The organism is Legionella qingyii, assembly GCF_003184185.1.
The window spans coordinates 1-20550 of sequence record NZ_QHJG01000018.1; the positions used below are offsets into that span (position 1 = coordinate 1).

Below are 20550 nucleotides of genomic sequence, written 5' to 3' on the forward strand. Positions count from 1 at the left end.
TTCAAAAAAAATTATTCTTTTTTTAAAAATAATGGTCACTTTTTGTGACCATCTCTCAGGCATAAAGCGCTGGAAATAGGCGTAATTAAATGAAATGTCAACAGACTTTAGTGGGGAAGGGGCCTGACCCCATAAGTGCAAGCTATGCTGAATAACTGTTATCGATTTTTTGGCGAACTCCAATTTTCCAAAATTTCACCTGCTGTTTGGACAATTTTGTTTAATTCCTGCTTAAAATTTTTAAAAATAGAAGAGTTAGATAAAGAAAGATCGGTGCTTTGTTTAATATCTTGTGATGTTTCTTTCTCAGCAGTCAGTGCATAATATTGATTAAGTTTGGGATAGAAATCTGTGGTAAAACGTTCAATAAATTTTGTTTTATCTGGTTCAATTAAAGCCTCAAAGTCCAAGGGGATTGGATGCTCATAGGGTATAACCGGTAAACCAATTTTTTTCATCATCGTTCTGGCAAACAATTCTGTCGTTGCAGCACTACCGCGATCACAAGGCATGGCATGAGCCAAATACCATACCATTTCACCTATTTTTTGCATGTTTTCTTTTGTTGGCTCCGGATGTTCAAGAACTGCATGAAACAGCTTATTAATTTTTTCATAAACTTTGGGAATATGTTGGGCTTCGGTGTGAAGAAAATTAAAACTCGGATCGAACCCCATCATATGTGGCAGCGGTTCTTTGGGATAGGTAATTCCTGTCAAGGGCAAATCGCCATCGGTTATGACTACCCAGTCACCTCGCCTGAAATTTCCCTTGTTAGTATCTTTCTGAATTACATATCCACCCTGTGCCTGTGGCACTTTATTGTATAACGACCGGATTCGTTCTTTAACTTCTGGAAAGAAATCTTGATACTTGCCATTTGGATAAACTGGAGTAGTTGGATTGCCCGGTTCATCATAGGATCTCATGATCCCAACTCTCTTCTTTGAGGGTTGGTTCAATTGTAGCGCAATCGCATGTCTTTGCTCGGCTAAAAACTCATATAACGATTTAACAGTCATGGGTTCAGTATTTAGCTTTTGCAGCGATTGTTCAACCGCAGCATGACAAAGCTGGGCGTAATGTTCCTGATCGCTATTCCATGCATTACTAAGACTTTTTGAGTTATTTTGAAAAACTCGCCATTCTTGCTCAGGATCAACACTGTAATCGATCAGATCTGAATCAGGAGCCGGAACAGGTTTCTTTTCCATTCTTGGACCTGTTTGTGAGTCTAATGGTAATGTCTGAGACTCTTCAGAATCAGGATTAAGAGGATCTGAATTCATAATACGGCCTATAAATTCCAGTGTTTTTATTAGTATAGGATAAAAATGATAGTTTATTAGGTCGCTTAAAATGGTAAAGAAACCTAAACATCTCTAGCTTTTCTAATTGCAGTTTCTAAAGCATCTCTTCACGGAAATTTTGAATCATTTATATTCTCCCTGCTATTTATAAATTTTGTATTGCATAATAAAATGTCCAGTGGTATAATTATTGAACAATAACTGATTGTAATTAAAACTTCAGTTATAGCGGCCTATCTTCTCCCAAAGGATTTAAGGAGGACTGGTACTACCTAGTTTTAATCACTAAACGGGTTCGTCGCTGATAAGACTTAATGAAGGAAAGTGTATTCGTTACATACTCATTAAGCCTGGCTCAGCAAACCTGGCTTTTAGTATTTCTCGCAATCACCAATTTTATTAAGTCTATTAGGTTAGATATTCTTTTATGAGGTGATTTATGTATACGAGAAAGGACTATAGGCAATTTTTTGGTGGTTATAAACGTCCAACTAAAACACCATCACGACCTTTAATACAGACACGTGGATTGAAAGAGCGATTATCAGACGAGCAAAAATTAGTGGCAGAACTTTATAAGGAAGGATACGAAGAACTAAAAGAAATTTTTGAAGCAACGAGAGAGGCAGATAGACGCCTTGATCGTATGGCGCATGAGTTCGATCAGAATAATTTAAACTACAGTACAACAAGTGTAGATTCTTCAAACTCAGGCCAGACAGTACAGAATGGTGCTTCTTATTCCAGCGGACAGACAGCGGATTCGCAAAGTACTAATTCTACTTCGCAAAGTACTAATTCTGCTGATTCGCAAAGTACTAATTCTACTGATTCGCAAAGTACTAATTCTGCTGATTCGCAAAGTACTAATTCTGCTGATTCGCAAAGTACTAATTCTGCTGGTTCGCAGAGTACTAATTCTACTGATTCGCAGAGTACTAATTCTACTGGTTCGCAAAGTAACAACTCTACCGATTCTGACGCAACATCAACTGCTCCTAGAAGACGGCCAGCCAATCCAAGAGACAATCTCGCTATAAGCGCAGCCTGCAAATTATTATTGGACCAAATGTTTTATGATGTCCGCGAGAAAGCTGGCAGCTTTGCAGTTGCAGTAAATCTGCTCGAACCAATGTTCCGCTCCAAAGCAAATCCTTGGTTAGAACGTCTTATTGCTGCTTATGTTTTTGCTAAAAAAGAAAGAGAAGTTACACCGGAAATGTATGCAACAATATCTTGTAAATCAAAATATATACTAATTGCTTTACTGATAATTGTAGCCAATATATTCATTTACGAGAAGCTTAAAGAGTTGGAAAAATTGTTTTCTGAAGTCAACGAGCTCCAGAAGCGTTATGATCAAGCCCTTTTACAACATGGAGGAGATGTTGCAGCTGTTAATCAAATATTAACAAAATTAGAAGCCATTGCGAAACAAAAAGAATATTACGAGAAAGCGCTGCACGAGATTAGCACAGTGGTTCGTGAACTCGATGAAGGAGAAAAAAGTTATGTTCAAAAATTATTAACTAATTATATTCATAGTAACATCACTAATGAAGCGCACAGGAATTTTGAGGTTAAAGAGCATTTGAAAAATACCAGCGACAGCATCGAGTCGCCTGGATATCGGGAAATGGCCAAAATAGGTAGCGTTGATGGTGCAATATTTCATTGTGAAGACCAGGTCAAAAAACTAAGCAGTGATATAAATGGGATTAATGAAAGGCTTCAGGAAGTACAAGAAAGAACAATGAAAAAGAAGGCACTTGTCGAGGAAGTTGGTACAAACCTGGATAAAACGCAGGCCAAGTTAAAAGAAAAAACAAAATACCTGGGGGTATTTTTTAAGCAGCCATCGGAGCCAAAAGAAACCGAACAGTACAATACCCATATCCCCTCTCTTGAGTAAAGAAAAACAATCCTTTTGCAAACTGCACTAAGTGCAGTTTGTTTCTTTTCAGGTACACAATAATCTATAAAAGAAATTCATCCTGTATTGAAAAGGAATGCGCCTATCTCTATAAATTAACAACTGTAGAAAAATCTACTCCATATATCTTTGAACTGCCAGAAAAATGGGAATAGTCATAAATGAATGACAACTTTTGACAAATATTATTTTAATGTACATGTCAAGGACTGAGTCTCGCGAGATTCAGCATCAATTGCAGCAATAAAATTATTACCAGTATCTTTTAGTTGTTTAATATTTTCTGGAGTTGGGTCTTTTATAACCTTATCAAGATAGTCTGCATAGGTATTCAGGTGTTTTTCTCCCTCGTAATTTCTACCTTGAGAATGGTGTTTTTTTGTTTTAAAAAATTGTAGCATTTCCTCTCCTGTTTTGATTTGCTCAAAATTTCATTTATATTATCAAAAATTGAATAAAAAATGAGGCAACATTGCCGGCCTAAGTACAAATTATACTAATTTCCTATTTATTTGGGTACATAAATTCTGATTACAGCTCCCAATCAGATAACTAATTTTATTTTGCAGTGGATCGAGAAAATAAACGACTTATTATCTCAACTAATGAATTGTTGGAAGGAGTTCGTCTTTAATTAGAGCGAAGGCATGATTTTGATTAATCATGCCTAAGAATAATATTTCTAAGAAGCGGAATAACTCACTTATTTTATTCTTTGAGATTTCACAGATAAATTTAAATGTTCTTAGAAGAACATTATGCAAATTTATAATAAGCACCAAAAAGAACAGAATTAACTTGTACACCTTTTAAATTAGGCACCGCGTTAATGTTGATAACGTTATTAGCTGGAGAATCAACGTTAAAATCAAATTGTGGATTCGTGATACCAAAAGCATGGGTATAAGCTACTGATACTCCCCAACGCTGCATATCATAAACCGCGCCTACCTTCACTTCAGGTAAAATATAGCTTTGATTTAAATTGCCGGTAAATCCACTGTTTATAACAACATTTGAACCGCTTATTGATAATGTACTTACTTTACTATTAGCGAATTTGTACCGTGCATTTTCAAAAAACGTTCCGCCTTTGAGAAACACACCAAAATGGGTAGGTTTATATAAAACCCCCAATAAAAGGTCTGCGCCATCTAAAGAAAGAGACCCGGTGCTTGAACCATTGTTTTTAGACTCATTCTTCTTACCTAAATAAGACCAACCGGTTTCTGCTGTAAAACTAAAATTATTCAAGTAGGAATAAATTAAACCACCAGCCACACGACCACCCCAAGCATCTTTATTTGAAGAAATGGCAGTAACGGTAGAATGTAAAAAATCCAAATCAAATGCAGTCCAAGAAGCTTCAGCACTGACAAAGGGTATAACCGCATGATTTACTTGCACAGGACCCATTGTTCCTGCTTGAGCAGTAGCACCTATTAAAGCGGTCATTATCCCCAAACCACAACTTACTTTTAAAAATTGATTCATATATTTATCCCTAAACTTTGAGAAAAAAAATTATTTTCCTGTATAGAAAATCACGAGGTGTAATTTTTAAATATCTTATAATTGATATGGTCTGTAAGCAAGAACATTAGTTGTGTAAGGCATTAATGATCTCATAAGTGCGGTTAGATTGTTCTTCATGGGTCTGGACGTTATTGATACTTATTGGTGTCTAAAATCTTGCTGTTCGACATTTTGTTCTAATTTCATTTGTTCTGGGGTTAAGAACACACCTTTATATACATGCCATTTGTCATCAAATTTTGAGTTAACAACTATCTGGTTATTTTCCGCATCGAAATAAACATCCATATCACCTCGGTGATCAACCGACTTAAACTCATTAATTTGAAGGGTTTTTTGATCGGCTCTAAGTGTAAAATGATTTGGGAACATTATCTGATATCCAACAATGCAAACTTGAAGGTTTTCTGGATTACCAAGATGTTCCATAATCTTTGATCTAAACTCATTCATTGTTTTTCCATCACAGCTGTCTCTAGAGTAAACATGGGAAACAAACAGCAGATCATCGGTTATAACAATTAAAGCAACACAATTGGTAATACGCTCCAAGCAATACACCACATGGTTAGCGCTCTCTAAACGAGTGAGTTCATCTTGTGTAGATCCTAAGGGTACAATTTTTTTTCCTTTCAATTCATCAGGCATTTGTTTTGTATACCAGGATTGCAAATTGGGATTAGTGAGATATAAGCAATCAGAATTATTCAAAAGATCAATGTATTGAGTAAAGTTTTTTACTTCTGTTGTTCTTTTAAGTCTGTCTGATAAGGATTCGTTTATGGACAAAATAAGGTCATAAGGCAGTTGTCCACGAGGAATTCCAAGGAATACTTGGGCAAACTTCAGTTTGCGGAGTAAAATCAATTGTTCTTCAGAATCTCGATCTCTTAACAGAGATTTATTTATGAGCTGTCTGGTGCTTATTTTCTTTTCTGTACTTATAGTATTCGATGAGACTTGATCAACCAGCTCTTCTATAGACGGATTAGGGTTGCATAAAACCAGGAACTTAGCCGAATGCGATATAAAACTATGAAACAAGGGTGATAATTTTGTTGATTTAAGATAATTGTTTTGCCAGTGTACTGATAACATAATGAGGTTTTGTTCGAGAGAATTTAATAGCTCGTGATTTAGATTATCTTCACCAGTTTCGTTCATCCGCTCTAAACAGTTTTTTAAAGATAAGCAGAGTTCTGACAATCTCTTGTCTTTAAATATTTTTTCCTGATTTGCTTGATTTATTTTGGATAAATCAGAAAGCAATCTATTTATATTCTCTTTTAAAACCATGATATTTTCTTTTGCCCTCCATATTGGAAGTATAGATGTGAGTATTGAATCAATCCATTTTTCCATAATGCATTATGGAGTGACGCAGATTACAAAGAATTCAATATTCAAAAAGGTTTGATTCAATGCGATCCGCTTGTCTAATGAGTGGGGTTACACTCGAAAAAATACTCTTCTTTCGCCCACAATTTGGTTCTATGCAAGATGAAGAAATATGGTCGTGTACAAACACACCCTAATAATTCGTAAGAAAAAAAACTGGAGGTATAAAACACTTAATAGTTAATTAATAATCATTGTGTATTATGCATATGTCGTTGGCGTGGCAATTATCTATTGCCTTAACCTTGTAGTCTTCTATGCTTAATCATGAACATTTAGTTGCTATTAATGGATTATTTATGAACCCCAAAAAAGGGAAAAGTAAAGGAGTATGTTATGGTCTCTCATGTAAATATTTAGATGCGTTATTTTGTAACGATAGAGCTACTCTCTATAGCCGGTTCGAACTAATTGAACGATACCAAGAAAACCCAGATGAGTTATTACAAAATATTCAAATGGCATATGATAAAATTAAACAATCAATCAAAGATAATCCAGTTCTAACCCATGAAGAATTTGCATGCCTTGAAATTCGTCCTTTTTTTGAAAGCATTATCTTACAGCTTCACCCTGATTTTTATCCTGAAATTTATGATCAACATGTAATGCAAAACTACGCTGCAAACCATAAAGTTTCGGCCCCCAAACAATTAGAGAATGCAGCCCCCAAACTTTTGCATCGCTCTTATCATGCTAAAAATAAAGATGAACTTACTATTTATTTTGAAGAATTAAAATCGCTACTCCAATCATGTGAACAAGTGGTTGGCTTTATTCTAGAATCTGATGAACATGCGATTGCTTTAAGCTACAATCAAGAACATGACGTATGGGAATTATTAAATGCGGATAATTTGATTAGGTCTGAAATTACTGGATTTTATCACCAAGAACTAAATAGTATTGAGTTAGCTGAGGCGTTGTATCAAGCATTTAACCCTCAGATCGAAATTGATGAGGAAGAGAAAGCGGAGTACAAGCCCTCTGAATTCACTGTTTTTAGTATGAGCTGTTTTGGTTTAGAGTTTGACCCAACGCTGACATACCGACTTAACTCTACTTGCCCTCTCCCTATTGATAAAAAGATCTTACATAGAGCAAATGAAGATCATGTATCGATTTTTTTTCTTGCTGCCCAATCTGGTGATATTGAAGCAATGAAGGTACTGCTTCCAAAAATAAACGATATTGATGAGGAGCGATATGATGGTGAAACTCCATTATCGATCGCGGTACAGGAAGGCCATATTGAAGCGGTAAAATTTTTAATTAGTAACGGCGCAGATATAAATCATTGTAATGAGAGGGGTGAATCCATACTCCATTGTGCAGCAGTGATGGGCCATTCTGAGCTTATAGAATATTTAATTTCATTAGATTTAGATCTTGAAGAAGAAGACTTTAATTTTAATACCCCATTAATAAGCGCGATTTTCAACAATAAAGAAAAGTCTGTTTTAAGTTTATTAAAAAATGGAGCTGATGTTAATGTTCTTGATAAGGATCAATTCTCACCCCTATTCATTGCTGCATTTATCGGCAACCCTGAGATAGTAGTTGCATTAATTAATACTGGTGCAAATGTAAACTATCAAATAGACGATGGTACCACCGCATTGGATATAGCATTATCTAGGAATAACGTAGAGGCTGCAGAAGTCATACGCTTGTTTAAATCTACTAATGTGCAACACGATACGCAGAATTCTATTTCACAAAAAGCGTACAAGGATAGGTTGTTAAACGTTGTTGCTGATAATTCTTACTTAGTTGATGGGCAAGATAAACCAGTAGCTTTTTTTGATAAAATGCCTCAGAAACAATTATCTGAGATCTCTAATCAGTCTAATGTGGGGAAGCAAAATTTTATTCCCAAGTGTTAAAAAAATACTATATTTTTCAAATTGATTCGGGCTTAAATATCCTAAGAGCGCAATTTGTGGCAGTTATAAAGGCATCGCGATGTGAATCAAAATCTCCTGTTGAGCCTCCTTACACTTCTACTTATGGGGCCATATTTACGGGGTCAGGGCCTGACCCCACTGATGCTCAAATTATTTATTTGATTAATTCTTAATTATCGTACATGGACCTTGGCCGTTAGGGGACCATTTTGCAGCGACAGGATATAATTTATCACAATTATTATTTGTACAAATGAGGTTCGCAGGCCTAATGATGCAAGCACCATTTTTACCGTTATAATTAATTCCAATGGCTTGCAAATTGTTTTTGGGGTTAGCTATTTGAACTGTATAATTCGTACTGGTTGGATCGTTTACTGTCTTAGCTGATGTCCAATTATTACCTTTATCTTGAGTATTTAATGAAATATCCTGTAAGGGAAGTTTTAAATCATCTACATTAAATTGCAATGTCATTTCCCCCGAAGGTTTTGAAGGTGAAGGCGGAAGCTGATTAGGATCTAATTGAAATTGATCCATCCCTGGAAATTGCGCCGGATCACAAGTGATTTTTTTTTACTGCGATTGCATCGGCATCTAAACTCAACTGGGGAGTTCCATTAAATTCCGCGATTAAATTAGATAAACCTCCATTGGTTGTGGGTGTTTGTAATGTTTGATCCGTATATAAGCCAAAATTACCCTCATTAGGTCGCTGAATTAAACGAAAAACCATACCGCCACTCACCACCTTCGCTCCGTTATTAAACATCCAATCTACTTGAGCAAACAAACGAGGCGAGTCTATTCTGCCAAATTCTGTCAAAATGACGGGTACGTTAATACCAGCAAACCCATTGCTTTGACTATCGCCATTGCCCCCAGGTAAGACGGGTTTATATCCGATATAAGTTTTTAATAAAGAGGGGTAGGAACCCGGGTCAGAGCCTGCTCCCCAACGATAGACATTGTAGCCAATAAAATCTGCTGATGTATCTTGTGCTTCCTCTGGTAAATGGCAGGCGTAATAGTACGCTAAAGGAATGGTGACATCTGGGGTATCTCTAAGCACAATACCTACTGGAAGCTTATATTTAAGATTAGAACTCGCTTTAATATAAGCCTTCATATCTCTGATTAATGCCTTCATCGTAGGTGAGGGTCTTAAATAATTTTCATCTACTTTACTCGGTTGTAACCATACTTCATTGCCAACAGAAAACCCTAACACATTAGGATATTGGCTAAATTCATCGATTTAAGCTGTGTAGCATTTATATAATGTTGATGGATAATCACCTGTATCTCTATTCACAGTACACGTTGTTCACTTTTTATAATCAGCTAATCCTACTAAAACAGAAATATTATTAGCACTTAATAAATTCATAACTTTACGGTGGGAAGCGCAAGTGCCACCTGGGCATACTTGATAGACACGAATGCTATTAACACCGATAGTTTTTAGCGTTGGAATTAAAGTATTTTGTACATAACTTAATTGATCATCGCTGAGTGGATCAACATTTTCTTGCGGCTGAAAGGCTACACCTTTGAGCATTAAGCGTTCTTGGCCAGCTGTACAAGACTAAACACCAAGTTGTTTACCACAAATTAACATACCTGCTTGAGCTGAATTGGCTAACAATATGCTAAGCATTAGAGATGAGCACTTTACTTTCATTTATAAAAGTCCAGTTGATTATGAATTACTTTTATTATAGTAAATAATCACAAAAACATTACTTAAGTTAAACTAAATGTGCACTAATCTTTCATTTTTATTTTGTTACGGCTTGTTTTGTTTGAGTTAATATATTTTGTGACTAGCTTTTAAAAAGCACCACTATTCAGATGAGTAACAGAAGGCTTTCGCGAAAAGAATTAGAATTATTAAGATGCAAAGCGGTCGAAGCGGTATTAACACTTATCACTAAAGAGGGCATGGCCTGCCCCACTGCTTTACTTCTTAATTTCAATCGATAAGTTCATGAACATTTTTGAATCATTTATATTATAATTTAAATAATGGGGTTGCAATTTATGAGGAGATTCTAATGTGTAGTCTCAGAGATATAGTGATCTCTTTTGCAGGAGCAGAGTTCTTTCATACCATTAGCCATATTTTATTGCCATACTTTATAACATTGCCTATCGATATGAAATTCATGCAATTAACTGCAACTTTTAATTATTGGACAATAGCAATTAATGCAGTTATTACCATAGCATTATTATGGTGGGCTCATAAACTGAAGAAAAACGCCACATAGTAAAAATAGGAAAATAATTAATTCAACTTGAACGGTACCTATTTTAATTAGAGGTTGTTGACATTAATTTAATTCCGCCTAGTTTCCGCGTGGTCTTTATACAGAGCACACATAAATGTACCTTTTTTTAATGCGCCTTTACTGGATTTCGCGCATAAGGAATGGAACGTAGGCTAAAAAAGCAATTGTCAACAGACCCTAATTTATATCGAATTTATTTAATGAATTTTTTTAAAATCATTTCAAGTGGGCAAAATTGAGTAAATCCACTTTGCAACAAATTTGCACCGACAAAAGCGGTAAACCATAAAAACTTAGAACTGATGTAGACTGGGCTAGCAGGAACTCCAAGACTTAGCGAAATCAAAATGAAAAAACCTGCAACAATTCGAATAATGCGTTCAATACTCATATTTTTCTCCTAGTCATTGTCTCGTCTTATGCATTCTTTTCCACCAACTTAAATAAATTAAAGGAATTAAGAATAAGGTAAGAACAGTTGAGGCAAAAGAACCAAACATTAAGGATATGGCAAGCCCACCAAATACTGGATCCGATAACATGACGGCGGAGCCTAAAATAATTGCTAAAGCAGTCAAAATAATAGGCAAGAGACGCTCAACTCCTGATTCAATCACTGACTGTTCAATCGAATATCCTCGATGTTGATGCTCCAAAATAAAATCAATCAATAATAGGGAATTACGAACTACAATCCCTGCTAAAGCAATTACGCCAATCATGGACGTTGCTGTAAACGGTTGGTGCATGAGCCAATGGCCTGGGAATACACCAATAATCGTCAGAGGAATGGCCCCCATAATAATAAGAGGAATAAAAAAAGATTGATAAAAAGCAGTCAGTAAAATGTAAATTAATACAATAGCCACAATAAAGGCCGAGCCGAGATCACGAAATACATCAAGGGTTAAACGCATTTCTCCAAGCCATAATAATTGATTCTTGGTCAAGTTTTGTGGTTGCTCTTCATGAAAGCCTAAATTACCTATCTCGAGCGAGAATGGTGGGTTTTTAAGCATTTGTGTCGCAGAAGTGACTGCATACGCAGGACTGGAACCTAAAACTTCACCTGTCACATAAACAATAGGAGTTTGATCTTTAGTAAGAATAGGTTTTTGCTCTTTACCAAGATGTAACCTGGCAATTTGTGCCAGCGGAATTAGTTGTTGCTGGTGGTTTTTAAGATAGAGATGATTTAAGACATGAGCATCTTCCCGGGCTTCACGTGGCAATCTCAAGATAATATGTTCTGGCTCTCTGGCGTTTGACTCATGCCCATTACCTACATAAACTCCTTTGAAAAAAGATGCAACTTCTTGCGCTACTGTTTGTGGCGGTAGTCCAGCGAGCATTGCTGCGTTGTGATTGATTTCAATACGGTATTGGTTTGCATCTGACATGACGGAATTATCAATATTAATCATGCCGTAGATTCGAGGATATACCAATTGAGTGATTTTATTAGCAATTATTCTTAAGTCATTATAATTAGGACCATAAAGACCAGCTTCCATTTGTGAGCGAACAGGAGGGCCTGGAGGACTTTCAAAAAGTTTAATAGTACTTTCAGGGTATTGCTTTTTAATCGGCATAAGGCTTTGATATACCGCTTCGGCTATTTCATGAGAGCCTACGCTACGGTCATGTTTATTAAGCAAATTAATACGAATCTGACTGTACTGATTTCCTCGTAACAGACTATCTCCACGCACCATGGCGGCAAAATCCTCAGGTGCTGTTTCCCCTAAATACAGCTCATAGTCACAGACATAAGGATTTTGTTTAATTATTTGGCTCATCGCTTTTACTACAGCGGTTGTTTTTTCTAAAGTGGCATTAGGCCCAGCATCAACGGAAATTAAAAATGTATTGACGTTATCATCGGGTAGCATTTTAATTTCAACGCCGAGAGGACTTAATGGGCCATTCGCGCCCGCAGGACGAATAAATTGCCATAAAGGCTGCAATAACACGACACCCAAAAGAATCACGATACTTAGATAAAATAAATGTCGCTTTTTAGATGAGACGAGTAATCCCTTGAATAAATAAAGATAAATGCGCTGCAATAGCGTTGTATGCGCATGATGTTCTTGATTAATTTGGCTATGTGCTTTTTTTCTGAGCCAGCGATATGCCAGATAGGGCGCGACACTGTAGGCAATAAAAAGCGAGACTATCATCGCTAAAGGCGCATTAAACGGAATAGGGGCCATAAAAGGGCCCATCATTCCACCAACAAAAGCCATAGGTAGCAAAGCCAACATCACCGTAAAGGTGGCAATAATTGTTGGTTTGCCAATTTCATTGGCGGCATAAATTACTAAACGGGTAAAATTCCGTTGTACTCCTTTCATTATGTGGCGATGAATGTTTTCAATCACCACAATACTGTCATCAACTAATAAGCCCAAGGATAGAATCAGGGCAAACAAGGTAATACGATTAATCGTTTGTCCCGACAACCAGCCAATCCCAAGAACTAAACATAAAATGAGTGGGATGGAAAAAATTACGATGGATGCTTCTCGCCAACCTAAAAATAGCATGAGTAAAACAACAACACTGGCAATCGCAATACCTAAATGCTCGACCAGGGTATTGACTGCATCATTTGCTTCATCACCATAGTTACGGGTGATTGAGACCCCAATGGTCTCTGGAATCAATTTATCATGTTGCATCAGTTCAAGTTTTTTTAGGATTGCTTGAGCCACATCTACCCCATTACTTCCTTTTTGACGTGCTAACGCAATGGTTACAGCAGGTTCTAAATCAGGGTTGTTTTGCTTCACATGTGATCCATAAGAAAAATAAGAAGCAATGGATTCTTGTTCAGGACCTTCCTCAATAGCGGCAATTTCCTTTAACAGAATGGGTTTTGCACCATCAGTGCCAATGATGATGTTGGCTAAATCCTTGTTGGAAATCAATGAGCCCTCAATGCGTAAAGGGGTTTCACTGAATCGATGCTCCAGAGTACCCGCATCAAGGCTGATGTTGTTAATGGATAACGCTTGTTGGATATTGGCAATTGAAATGCCATGCTCTGCCATTTTTTGGGGATTAAGCCATACGCGAATGGCTTTGGGCGATGCGCCCATTACCCAACTTTTTCCTACCTGAGGTACTGCACGTAATTGCTCTAACACTTTATTTGCGAGTGTGCGAAGCTTGAGTGGATTTTCACCTTTGGCATGCAAGGTAACTGTTACCAATGGAACATCATACAAACTAACTGAACGGATTAAGGGCATCAACGTGCCCGGAGGCATTTTGTCCATGTTACTGTTAATCTGGTTATAAACCTTAACCAGACTACTCTCTTCATTTTCATTTACTTTAAAGCGTACCGTTACCAAAGCGCTGTCATCTATAGCCATTCCGTAGGTATGTTCCACTCCGGGGATAGAAGCCATCAGCCCTTCTAAGGGGCGAACGATTTGATTAAGTATTTCCTGGGTGTCACTGCCAGGCCTGCTCACCGAAATGGTTACCACTGGGACAATAATTTCAGGGTTATAGGTTCTTGGTGTGCGCTCTAAAGCCAGGGCACCAAATAACAAAATACTAATGATTAACAGAAGAGTAAGCTTTGACTGAATAAACGTTCTTGCCAGTTGCCCTGCTTTATTTAATTTATCCTTTGAATAAGGAATATAATTCACAATACGTCTCCCTTAGAGGTATCAGTTAATCAGGCTTTCGTGGTTGCCTTGGGAATTAATTGATTCGTTAGCATCAAAATATGTGCTTGAGTGAGTCTTAATTGATGTAAGGCTTGAAGTTCTTGCGCTTTGCTTTGAGTCAATTTCATTTGGCTTTCTAATAATGCACTTAATGGTATTAAGCCTCGGCCAAATCGTTTGCTTAATTTTTTGATGGCCTCTTCTTCTTTTTGAGCCATTTGACGGCTTAATTGCAATTCATAGTTAAATTGCATCTCATTACGTGTTAATTGTCTAAGAAGTAGTTTGAGTTGATTACGTTGTTCATCCAATTCAAATTGTGCCTTTTTCGCCTTGGCTGTAGCCGATTGAACAGCTCCTGCACGTTCTCCTGCACTAAAGAGTGTCCAATTAGCACCTAAAGCGATTGTATCTGAGGGTAATCCTGAACCGAGGGTGTAGCCATTCCAATCATGTCTTAGTTGAAGATTTACTTGTGGTTTATATAAAGATTGCGAAGCAAGAATATTTGCCTTTTCGGCTTTTATATGAGAACGAAGCGCTTTAAGCGAGGCATTTTCTTCCAGCGCCTTTGATATTAGAGAGTTTAATCCACTGTTTCTTTTCCTCAACGGAGTATGCTGACTCGGAATAAGAGAACTATTAGGATTGCCCATAAGCGTTCTGAAGTTATCCAGCTCATTTTCTGCTTGTAATCGGGCGCTTGATAACCCAAGAGAGGAGCTATTTAAATAAGCTTCAGCCATCAATACATCGCTATCTAAAGTTATTGATTGCTTTCTTAACGCTTTGGTGGTTGCTAAAAATTCTTGTGCGCGAGTAACTTGTTGTTGGGCAACATGGATTAATTGATTGGCTGTTAAAAAACCTTCATAAGACATATAAAGCTGATAGGCTAATTGGTTTTGTGCTTGTTGATTCCCATGCTGAGCGGATATCAGTAATGCGCGAGTATTTTCTTGTTGTGCTTTTATTTTTCCACCTGAATAAATGGGTAGAGTCAATTTAAACGCGGTATCTAAATTGCTGTAATAACCAGGATGATTTAACGCATTAGGTCTCGTAAATAAGGTACTTGGCCCTGTATATTGATCGGCACCAAAATCAGCAAATGATGCATTCCCTTGACTTAATTTATACCCAAATACAGACAGAGGATTATTGCTCCGCGCTCCATTGAATTCTAACCCAAGCTGAGGCCAACGCATGCTATTTGCTTGTTTCAAAGCACCATAAGCTGCTTCAATTGAAGTCTTAGAGCTCTGTATGGATGGATTATGATTTAAGGCCCGCCTTACCGCATTAGGGTAGGAAATAGGTTGTTCTGTATGTGCCCAGAGTGTGGTCGAAAGAGAGCATGCGATAACAATGAATATGATGCATTTTTTTATTATATGACAACTGAGCAACATTAAATATCCTTGGTCATTATATTAGATTTTACTAATATATTGGTTAAAATTTAATCTTTGCAATAAATTAAATACAAAGTTGATAAAATCGCTTCCACTTCAGGCTTGTTGATGTGGTAATGAACATACTTCCCTTGCTTTGTAACGGATAAAAAGCCATCTTTTTTCATTTTTGCCAGATGTTGAGATAGTGCAGACTGGGATAATCCTATCAATTCCTGAAGTTCACTAACAGTACGCTCATTTTTCAATAAATGGCATAAAATAAGAAGCCTCTTGGAGTTTGCCAAGAGTTTAAGCATTTTTGCTGCCTTAGAAGCATTATTTTTCATGACTTCAAGGCGATTATTAGTTAATGTTATCATTCCTACATTATATTAGAATAAACTAATATTTCAATAGTCCAAAATACTTGCTTAATTTACTCATAAAATATGATGGCTTTAATTTGCTAAGATCCTCTATCTCGCGTCATTAAATTCGAATATTAATAAACTGCCAAGGGTCGCTTTGGTCCGTATCTTTATTATTTGAATTGCTCCGGTCCTGTAGGGGATTCCAATTTGTATAATAACCCCCGACTTTACCAAGATAAGGGAGGGCGAGACTCAAAATATACTCATGGTCCATATCTTCAGGCTCTATAATTCCACGCTCTGGGTTTTTAATAGCCCAAATCAAACCCGATAAAACTCCAGCTGCAACTTGTAAGCTTGTAGCATTATTATGATTAACTAATTTTCTGGCTTCATGTATAGATAGATAAGAGCCATACCAATAAGCTCCATTTTTATTTCCCATTAATAACACTCCGAGTTCATCAGTGCCATCAACAATCTCTTTTAAAATAATTCGTTTTTCTTTTTGTGGTCTGTATTTTCTTTGCACGAGTTCTTTTAAAGATAAAATAGCATCAGGGCAGGGATGATAAGCATAATGAACTGTGGGTCTGTAATATACTTTATTATCTTTTTTCAAAGTTAAATATTCTGCAATAGATAAAGACTCAGCGTGAGTAATTAAAAAACCATTAATAGGGCCAGAGTTTGGGGTCCAGGTACGGACTAGAGTCTCGGCTCCTGGCTGACTAAGATATATGCCGCAATTTGAGCCAAAGTCGTGATGATTTGCATCATGCGGCCAATGACGTTCATGGCTTCCCCAGCCCAGTTCGGCAGGTCGAAGCGCTTCAGAAATTAAGGCATCGACGGACCATGTATTTATAAATTCATCTGTTTTTTTAGTTTGAGAGGAAATTTGAGTATCATGTTCAGAAATATGGATCGTTTTTATATCAAGATCATGGGCTAATTGAGCCCATTCCACAGGTTTTTGTGGTAGATTACCCTGCCACTTGTTATCGTTAGCGACATTCCATAACGCTTGTTTAAGAAAGTGAGAGACCAGCCCAGGATTAGCTCCATGGGTTAAAACTGCGGTAGGGCCCTGCTTTTTATGTTGTAATGTCGCATCTCGCAGAGCATAATTAGAAAGTAGTTGATTCGAATCGCTATACCTTTTCTCCCAAGATTCAGCGGCAGCATCCAAATACAATATTTTATTTAACTGGCAATATTTTATTAAATCAATAGTCGATACCCCTACGGATAAATTTAACAAAAAATCACCAGGTTTAAGAATAGAGGACAAAAGTTCTTGGTAATTCTGTTCTTCAACAGCAATTTTTTGGAATGAAACGTTATAATTTTTTGCTACATCTGCGCCAAGATTATGTTTTGAGAGGATGTAAATTTGCGATGGATCTAATTTAAGACATTGAAATAAGAGTGGCAATATTGCTTGGCCAATACTTCCGAATCCAAGAATCAGAATTTTATTTTTAAATGCTATTTGAGTCTCAAATTTATCCATAATTCCCCCAAATAGAAACATCTATAATTATGAAAAAAGAGGTTTCCAGAGTGTTTAACCAAATCAATTTACTTAACCATCATATTTTAAGTTTAGCTCACAAAGATAATCTAATTCTAAAATTTTAACTATTTGATGCGGCATAGTGAAATGATATGCTGATTAGGTCCACTAATTGGTGAATGTAGGTTTTTCTGATTCGGCGGTGATTTTTCCTCACAAGGAAAAATTAATTTTATAATCCGAACGGATCTACAGATTTACAGTTTAAATTTCGCCGAGTTGACTTTCCTTGTAGACTGTAAACTATTCTGCGACAGAACCAAACTCAAGTGGTAAAGGAACTTATCGCGCTCAATAAAAAGGGACTCAATAAATGAAAAATTATGAAATGTATATTGATGGAAAATTTACTTTAGCCATAAGCGGGAACACTCGCGACATTATTGATCCCGGTAATGGCCAATTGCTTGCAAAAGTTCCAGAAAGTGCCAAAGAAGATGTTTTGCTCGCCATCAAGGCTGCACGTAAGGCTTTCGATGAAGGTGGTTGGAGAAAAACATCAGCGCTTGATCGAAGTAAACTATTGTTCAAGGTTGCTGATTTGATTCGTGCTAATGCAAAAATGTTAGCGGAGCTTGAAACACGAAATTGTGGAAAACCTTTGTTAGAGGCAGAATATGATGTGATCGATGCAGCCAATTGCTTTGAATTTTATGCTGGGCTCACTACTAAAATTCATGGCGAAACCATGTCGGTTCCAGCAAACTCTTTTAGTTATGTTATACGGGAGCCTATAGGGGTATGCGGACAAATTATTCCCTGGAATTTCCCACTCGTTATGGCTGCCTGGAAGATTGCTCCAGCACTTGCAGCAGGAAATACCATAATATTAAAACCTTCAGAATTGACACCGATAACTGCACTTGAGTTATTCAAACTTATTGATCAATGCGGATTTCCAGCTGGTGTAGTGAATCTTGTTACTGGCCCCGGCGTGGAAGTGGGTGAAGAATTAGCAATGAATCCAATGGTGGATAAAGTTGCATTCACAGGTGGGACAGTTACTGGCAAAAAAATAATGCAGGCCGCTACAGGAAATTTGAAGAAAATATCCTTGGAGCTGGGTGGAAAAAATCCAAATATTGTATTTGCAGACTGTGATCTTGAGATGGCAATTGATGGTGCTCTTTTCGGCGCTTTTGCCAATCAAGGTGAAGTTTGTTCCTCTGGATCTCGTTTAATCGTTGAGCGTTCTATTCACAAGAAAATGGTGGAAGGGATGTTGAAAAAAATTCCAAATATCAAGCTTGGCCATGGTTTAGATTGTGGTGTCAAAATGGGCTCACTGGTTTCAGGTGCTCACCGTGAAAAAGTAGAACAGTACATCAAGATAGGGATTGATGAAGGTGCAAAATTGATTTGTGGCGGGAAGCGTCCTACAGGTGACGTTTTTGAAAAAGGAAATTTTTTTGAGCCAACTATTTTTGATGAGGTGAAGCCTACAATGCGTATCGCTCGAGAAGAAATTTTTGGTCCGGTACTCGCAGTCATCCCTTTTGATACGGAAGAAGAAGCAATTCAAATTGCAAACGATACCGATTATGGTTTGGCAGCAGCTGTGTGGACTAAGGATCTTACTCGTGCTCATCGCGTGACCTCTCAAATTCGTGCCGGAATTCTTTGGGTAAACCACTACCATCCAACTCATAATGAAATGCCTTGGGGCGGATACAAACAAAGTGGATCAGGACGTGAGTTAGGTTTGTATGGAATCGAAAGCTATCTTGAAATCAAGCAGGTGAATATTAATCTAGATGATGAACCAATTGGGTGGTATTAATGAATCAAATTAATATTAAAACACAAATACCGGGACCAAAATCACAAAAATTAATGGAGCAGCGTTATAAACATGTTGCGCGAGGTCCATTTCACGCTACTCCCATCTTTGTGGAACGAGCAAAAGGTTCATTTGTAGAGGATGTAGATGGAAATGTATTCTTGGATTTCTCATCTGGAATTGGTGTGGTGAATACAGGGCACTGTCCCGATACGCTGGTCAATGCAGTCAAGGCACAGGTTGATAAATTCATGCACACGAGTTTTAATATTCTTCCTTATGAAGGCTATATCAAGGTGTGTGAAAAATTAAATTATCACACTCCCGGTTGTTTCGAAAAAAAATCAATCCTATTGAATTCGGGAGCTGAGGCTGTAGAAAATGCGATTAAAGTTGCTCGTGCCTATACTGGAAAGCAAGCCGTGATTTGTTTTGATCATGCTTACCATGGTCGTACTTACATGGCTATGGCACTTACCGCAAAGAATAAACCCTATAAGCATGGATTTGGTCCATTTCTTTCAGAGGTTTATCGTGCTCCCATTCCATATGAGTATCGTTGGCAGGGAAAAAATTGTGTCGAAGAATGTTTCAACGATTTTTCTGAACTCGTTAATTTGCGTGTGGGTGTTGAAAATACCGCTGCAGTGATTTTAGAACCCGTGTTAGGGGAAGGGGGATTCATACAATTCCCAGTTCCATTTTTACAAAAGCTTCGCGAGTTTTGTTCTGCAAACAAAATTGTTTTCATCGCCGATGAAATTCAATCAGGTTTTGGTCGTACAGGAAATCTATTTGCAATGAAAACAATGGGCGTGGAGCCTGATCTTACGCTGACAGCAAAGGGGTTGGGTGGTGGAACAGTGATTGCTGGTGTAACAGGAAAAGCTGAAATGATGGATGCTGCAATGGTGGGTGGGTTGGGTGGAACCTTTGGCGGAAATCCACTGAGTTGTGCAGCAGCTCTTGAAGTATTCAAAATCTTTGAAGAGGAAGGGCTTTTGCGTCATGTTGCGAGTCTTTCAAAAGTACTTCATTCCAGGCTTTCTGGATTTAAAGAAAAATATAAAATAGTAGGTGATGTTCGTGGTTTAGGTGTTATGCAGGCGCTCGAACTGGTGGAAGATAAGAGTACGAAGGTACCAAATAAAGAAATGGCGGACAGATTAACAAGATTTTGTTTAGAGCGTGGACTGGTAATTCTTAGCTGCGGAGGATATGGAAATGTAATTCGCCTCCTTATGCCTCTTTCGACAGAGATAAAAGATTTGGAAATTGGACTTTCTATCATTGAGGAAGGACTCAAAACCTTATAAAAAGAAGTGCAATATAAGTGGCGTGAGCAAGTGTGCCTAA

The 20550-nt window shown here is 37.3% G+C and carries 16 protein-coding genes and 1 pseudogene; 6 read left to right on the forward strand and 11 right to left on the reverse strand.

The features are described 5' to 3' along the window. Window positions 1-158 precede the first annotated feature (158 nt). Window positions 159-1289 (reverse strand): type III effector AvrB4-1, encoded by a 1131-nt coding sequence (locus DGG96_RS11615; protein ID WP_110142828.1) that lies wholly within the window; start codon window positions 1287-1289, stop codon window positions 159-161. Between the two features lie 460 nt (window positions 1290-1749). On the opposite strand from DGG96_RS11615, the gene DGG96_RS11620 reads away from it, so the two are divergent. Next, window positions 1750-3222, forward strand: coding sequence for a hypothetical protein (locus DGG96_RS11620; RefSeq protein WP_110142829.1), 1473 nt, complete (start codon window positions 1750-1752; stop codon window positions 3220-3222). Between the two features lie 206 nt (window positions 3223-3428). On the opposite strand, the gene DGG96_RS11625 is transcribed toward DGG96_RS11620, so the two are convergent. The 3 genes from DGG96_RS11625 to DGG96_RS11635 form a co-directional block, all read right to left on the reverse strand. Beyond that, window positions 3429-3644, reverse strand: coding sequence for a hypothetical protein (locus tag DGG96_RS11625; protein WP_110142830.1), 216 nt, complete (start codon window positions 3642-3644; stop codon window positions 3429-3431). Window positions 3645-3999: 355 nt separating this feature from the next. Further along, window positions 4000-4737: a hypothetical protein gene (locus DGG96_RS11630; RefSeq protein WP_110142831.1), complete on the reverse strand. Its 738-nt coding sequence runs from the start codon at window positions 4735-4737 to the stop codon at window positions 4000-4002. A 180-nt stretch (window positions 4738-4917) separates the two neighbouring features. Then, window positions 4918-6141, reverse strand: coding sequence for a hypothetical protein (locus DGG96_RS11635; protein ID WP_127059488.1), 1224 nt, complete (start codon window positions 6139-6141; stop codon window positions 4918-4920). A gap of 293 nt (window positions 6142-6434) precedes the next feature. Here DGG96_RS11635 and DGG96_RS11640 point away from each other — a divergent pair, with 293 nt between their 5' ends. Beyond that, window positions 6435-8063, forward strand: a complete 1629-nt coding sequence (locus DGG96_RS11640; protein ID WP_110142833.1) for an ankyrin repeat domain-containing protein — start codon at window positions 6435-6437, stop codon at window positions 8061-8063. A 56-nt stretch (window positions 8064-8119) separates the two neighbouring features. Beyond that, a complete protein-coding gene (locus DGG96_RS21045) occupies window positions 8120-8257 on the forward strand; it encodes a hypothetical protein (RefSeq protein ID WP_205872617.1) in 138 nt (45 codons plus the stop codon). Here DGG96_RS21045 and DGG96_RS11650 read toward each other — a convergent pair. Both DGG96_RS11650 and DGG96_RS11655 read right to left on the reverse strand, forming a co-directional pair. Then, entirely contained in the window at window positions 8247-8624 is a 378-nt protein-coding gene (locus DGG96_RS11650; protein WP_110142835.1) for a hypothetical protein, read from the reverse strand. The genes DGG96_RS21045 and DGG96_RS11650 overlap by 11 nt on opposite strands. A 19-nt stretch (window positions 8625-8643) precedes the next feature. Next, a pseudogene (locus tag DGG96_RS11655) lies at window positions 8644-9648 on the reverse strand (glycoside hydrolase family protein); the annotation flags it as partial. 493 nt (window positions 9649-10141) lie between these two features. Between DGG96_RS11655 and DGG96_RS11665 the strand changes: the two are divergent. Further along, window positions 10142-10357, forward strand: a complete 216-nt coding sequence (locus tag DGG96_RS11665; protein WP_110142838.1) for a hypothetical protein — start codon at window positions 10142-10144, stop codon at window positions 10355-10357. Between the two features lie 214 nt (window positions 10358-10571). Here the strand turns inward: DGG96_RS11665 and DGG96_RS11670 are convergent, their stop codons facing one another. The 5 genes from DGG96_RS11670 to DGG96_RS11690 form a co-directional block, all read right to left on the reverse strand. Next, window positions 10572-10769, reverse strand: a complete 198-nt coding sequence (locus DGG96_RS11670; RefSeq protein ID WP_110142839.1) for a YgaP family membrane protein — start codon at window positions 10767-10769, stop codon at window positions 10572-10574. Window positions 10770-10782: 13 nt separating this feature from the next. Continuing rightward, complete coding sequence (locus tag DGG96_RS11675; RefSeq protein ID WP_199739238.1) at window positions 10783-14046, reverse strand: efflux RND transporter permease subunit; 3264 nt, start codon at window positions 14044-14046, stop codon at window positions 10783-10785. A gap of 29 nt (window positions 14047-14075) precedes the next feature. After that, window positions 14076-15479, reverse strand: coding sequence for a TolC family protein (locus DGG96_RS11680; protein WP_110142840.1), 1404 nt, complete (start codon window positions 15477-15479; stop codon window positions 14076-14078). A gap of 50 nt (window positions 15480-15529) precedes the next feature. Further along, window positions 15530-15844, reverse strand: a complete 315-nt coding sequence (locus tag DGG96_RS11685) for an ArsR/SmtB family transcription factor (protein ID WP_165831605.1) — start codon at window positions 15842-15844, stop codon at window positions 15530-15532. A 109-nt stretch (window positions 15845-15953) separates the two neighbouring features. After that, the gene (locus tag DGG96_RS11690) at window positions 15954-17351 is read right to left on the reverse strand and encodes a saccharopine dehydrogenase C-terminal domain-containing protein (RefSeq protein WP_110142841.1); all 1398 of its coding nucleotides are present in this window, start codon (window positions 17349-17351) and stop codon (window positions 15954-15956) included. 376 nt (window positions 17352-17727) lie between these two features. On the opposite strand from DGG96_RS11690, the gene DGG96_RS11695 reads away from it, so the two are divergent. Next, complete coding sequence (locus DGG96_RS11695) at window positions 17728-19194, forward strand: aldehyde dehydrogenase family protein (protein WP_110142842.1); 1467 nt, start codon at window positions 17728-17730, stop codon at window positions 19192-19194. Beyond that, window positions 19194-20510, forward strand: a complete 1317-nt coding sequence (gene gabT / locus DGG96_RS11700) for a 4-aminobutyrate--2-oxoglutarate transaminase (RefSeq protein ID WP_110142843.1) — start codon at window positions 19194-19196, stop codon at window positions 20508-20510. The genes DGG96_RS11695 and gabT overlap by 1 nt, the downstream gene beginning before the upstream one ends. The last annotated feature ends 40 nt before the right edge of the window (window positions 20511-20550 follow it).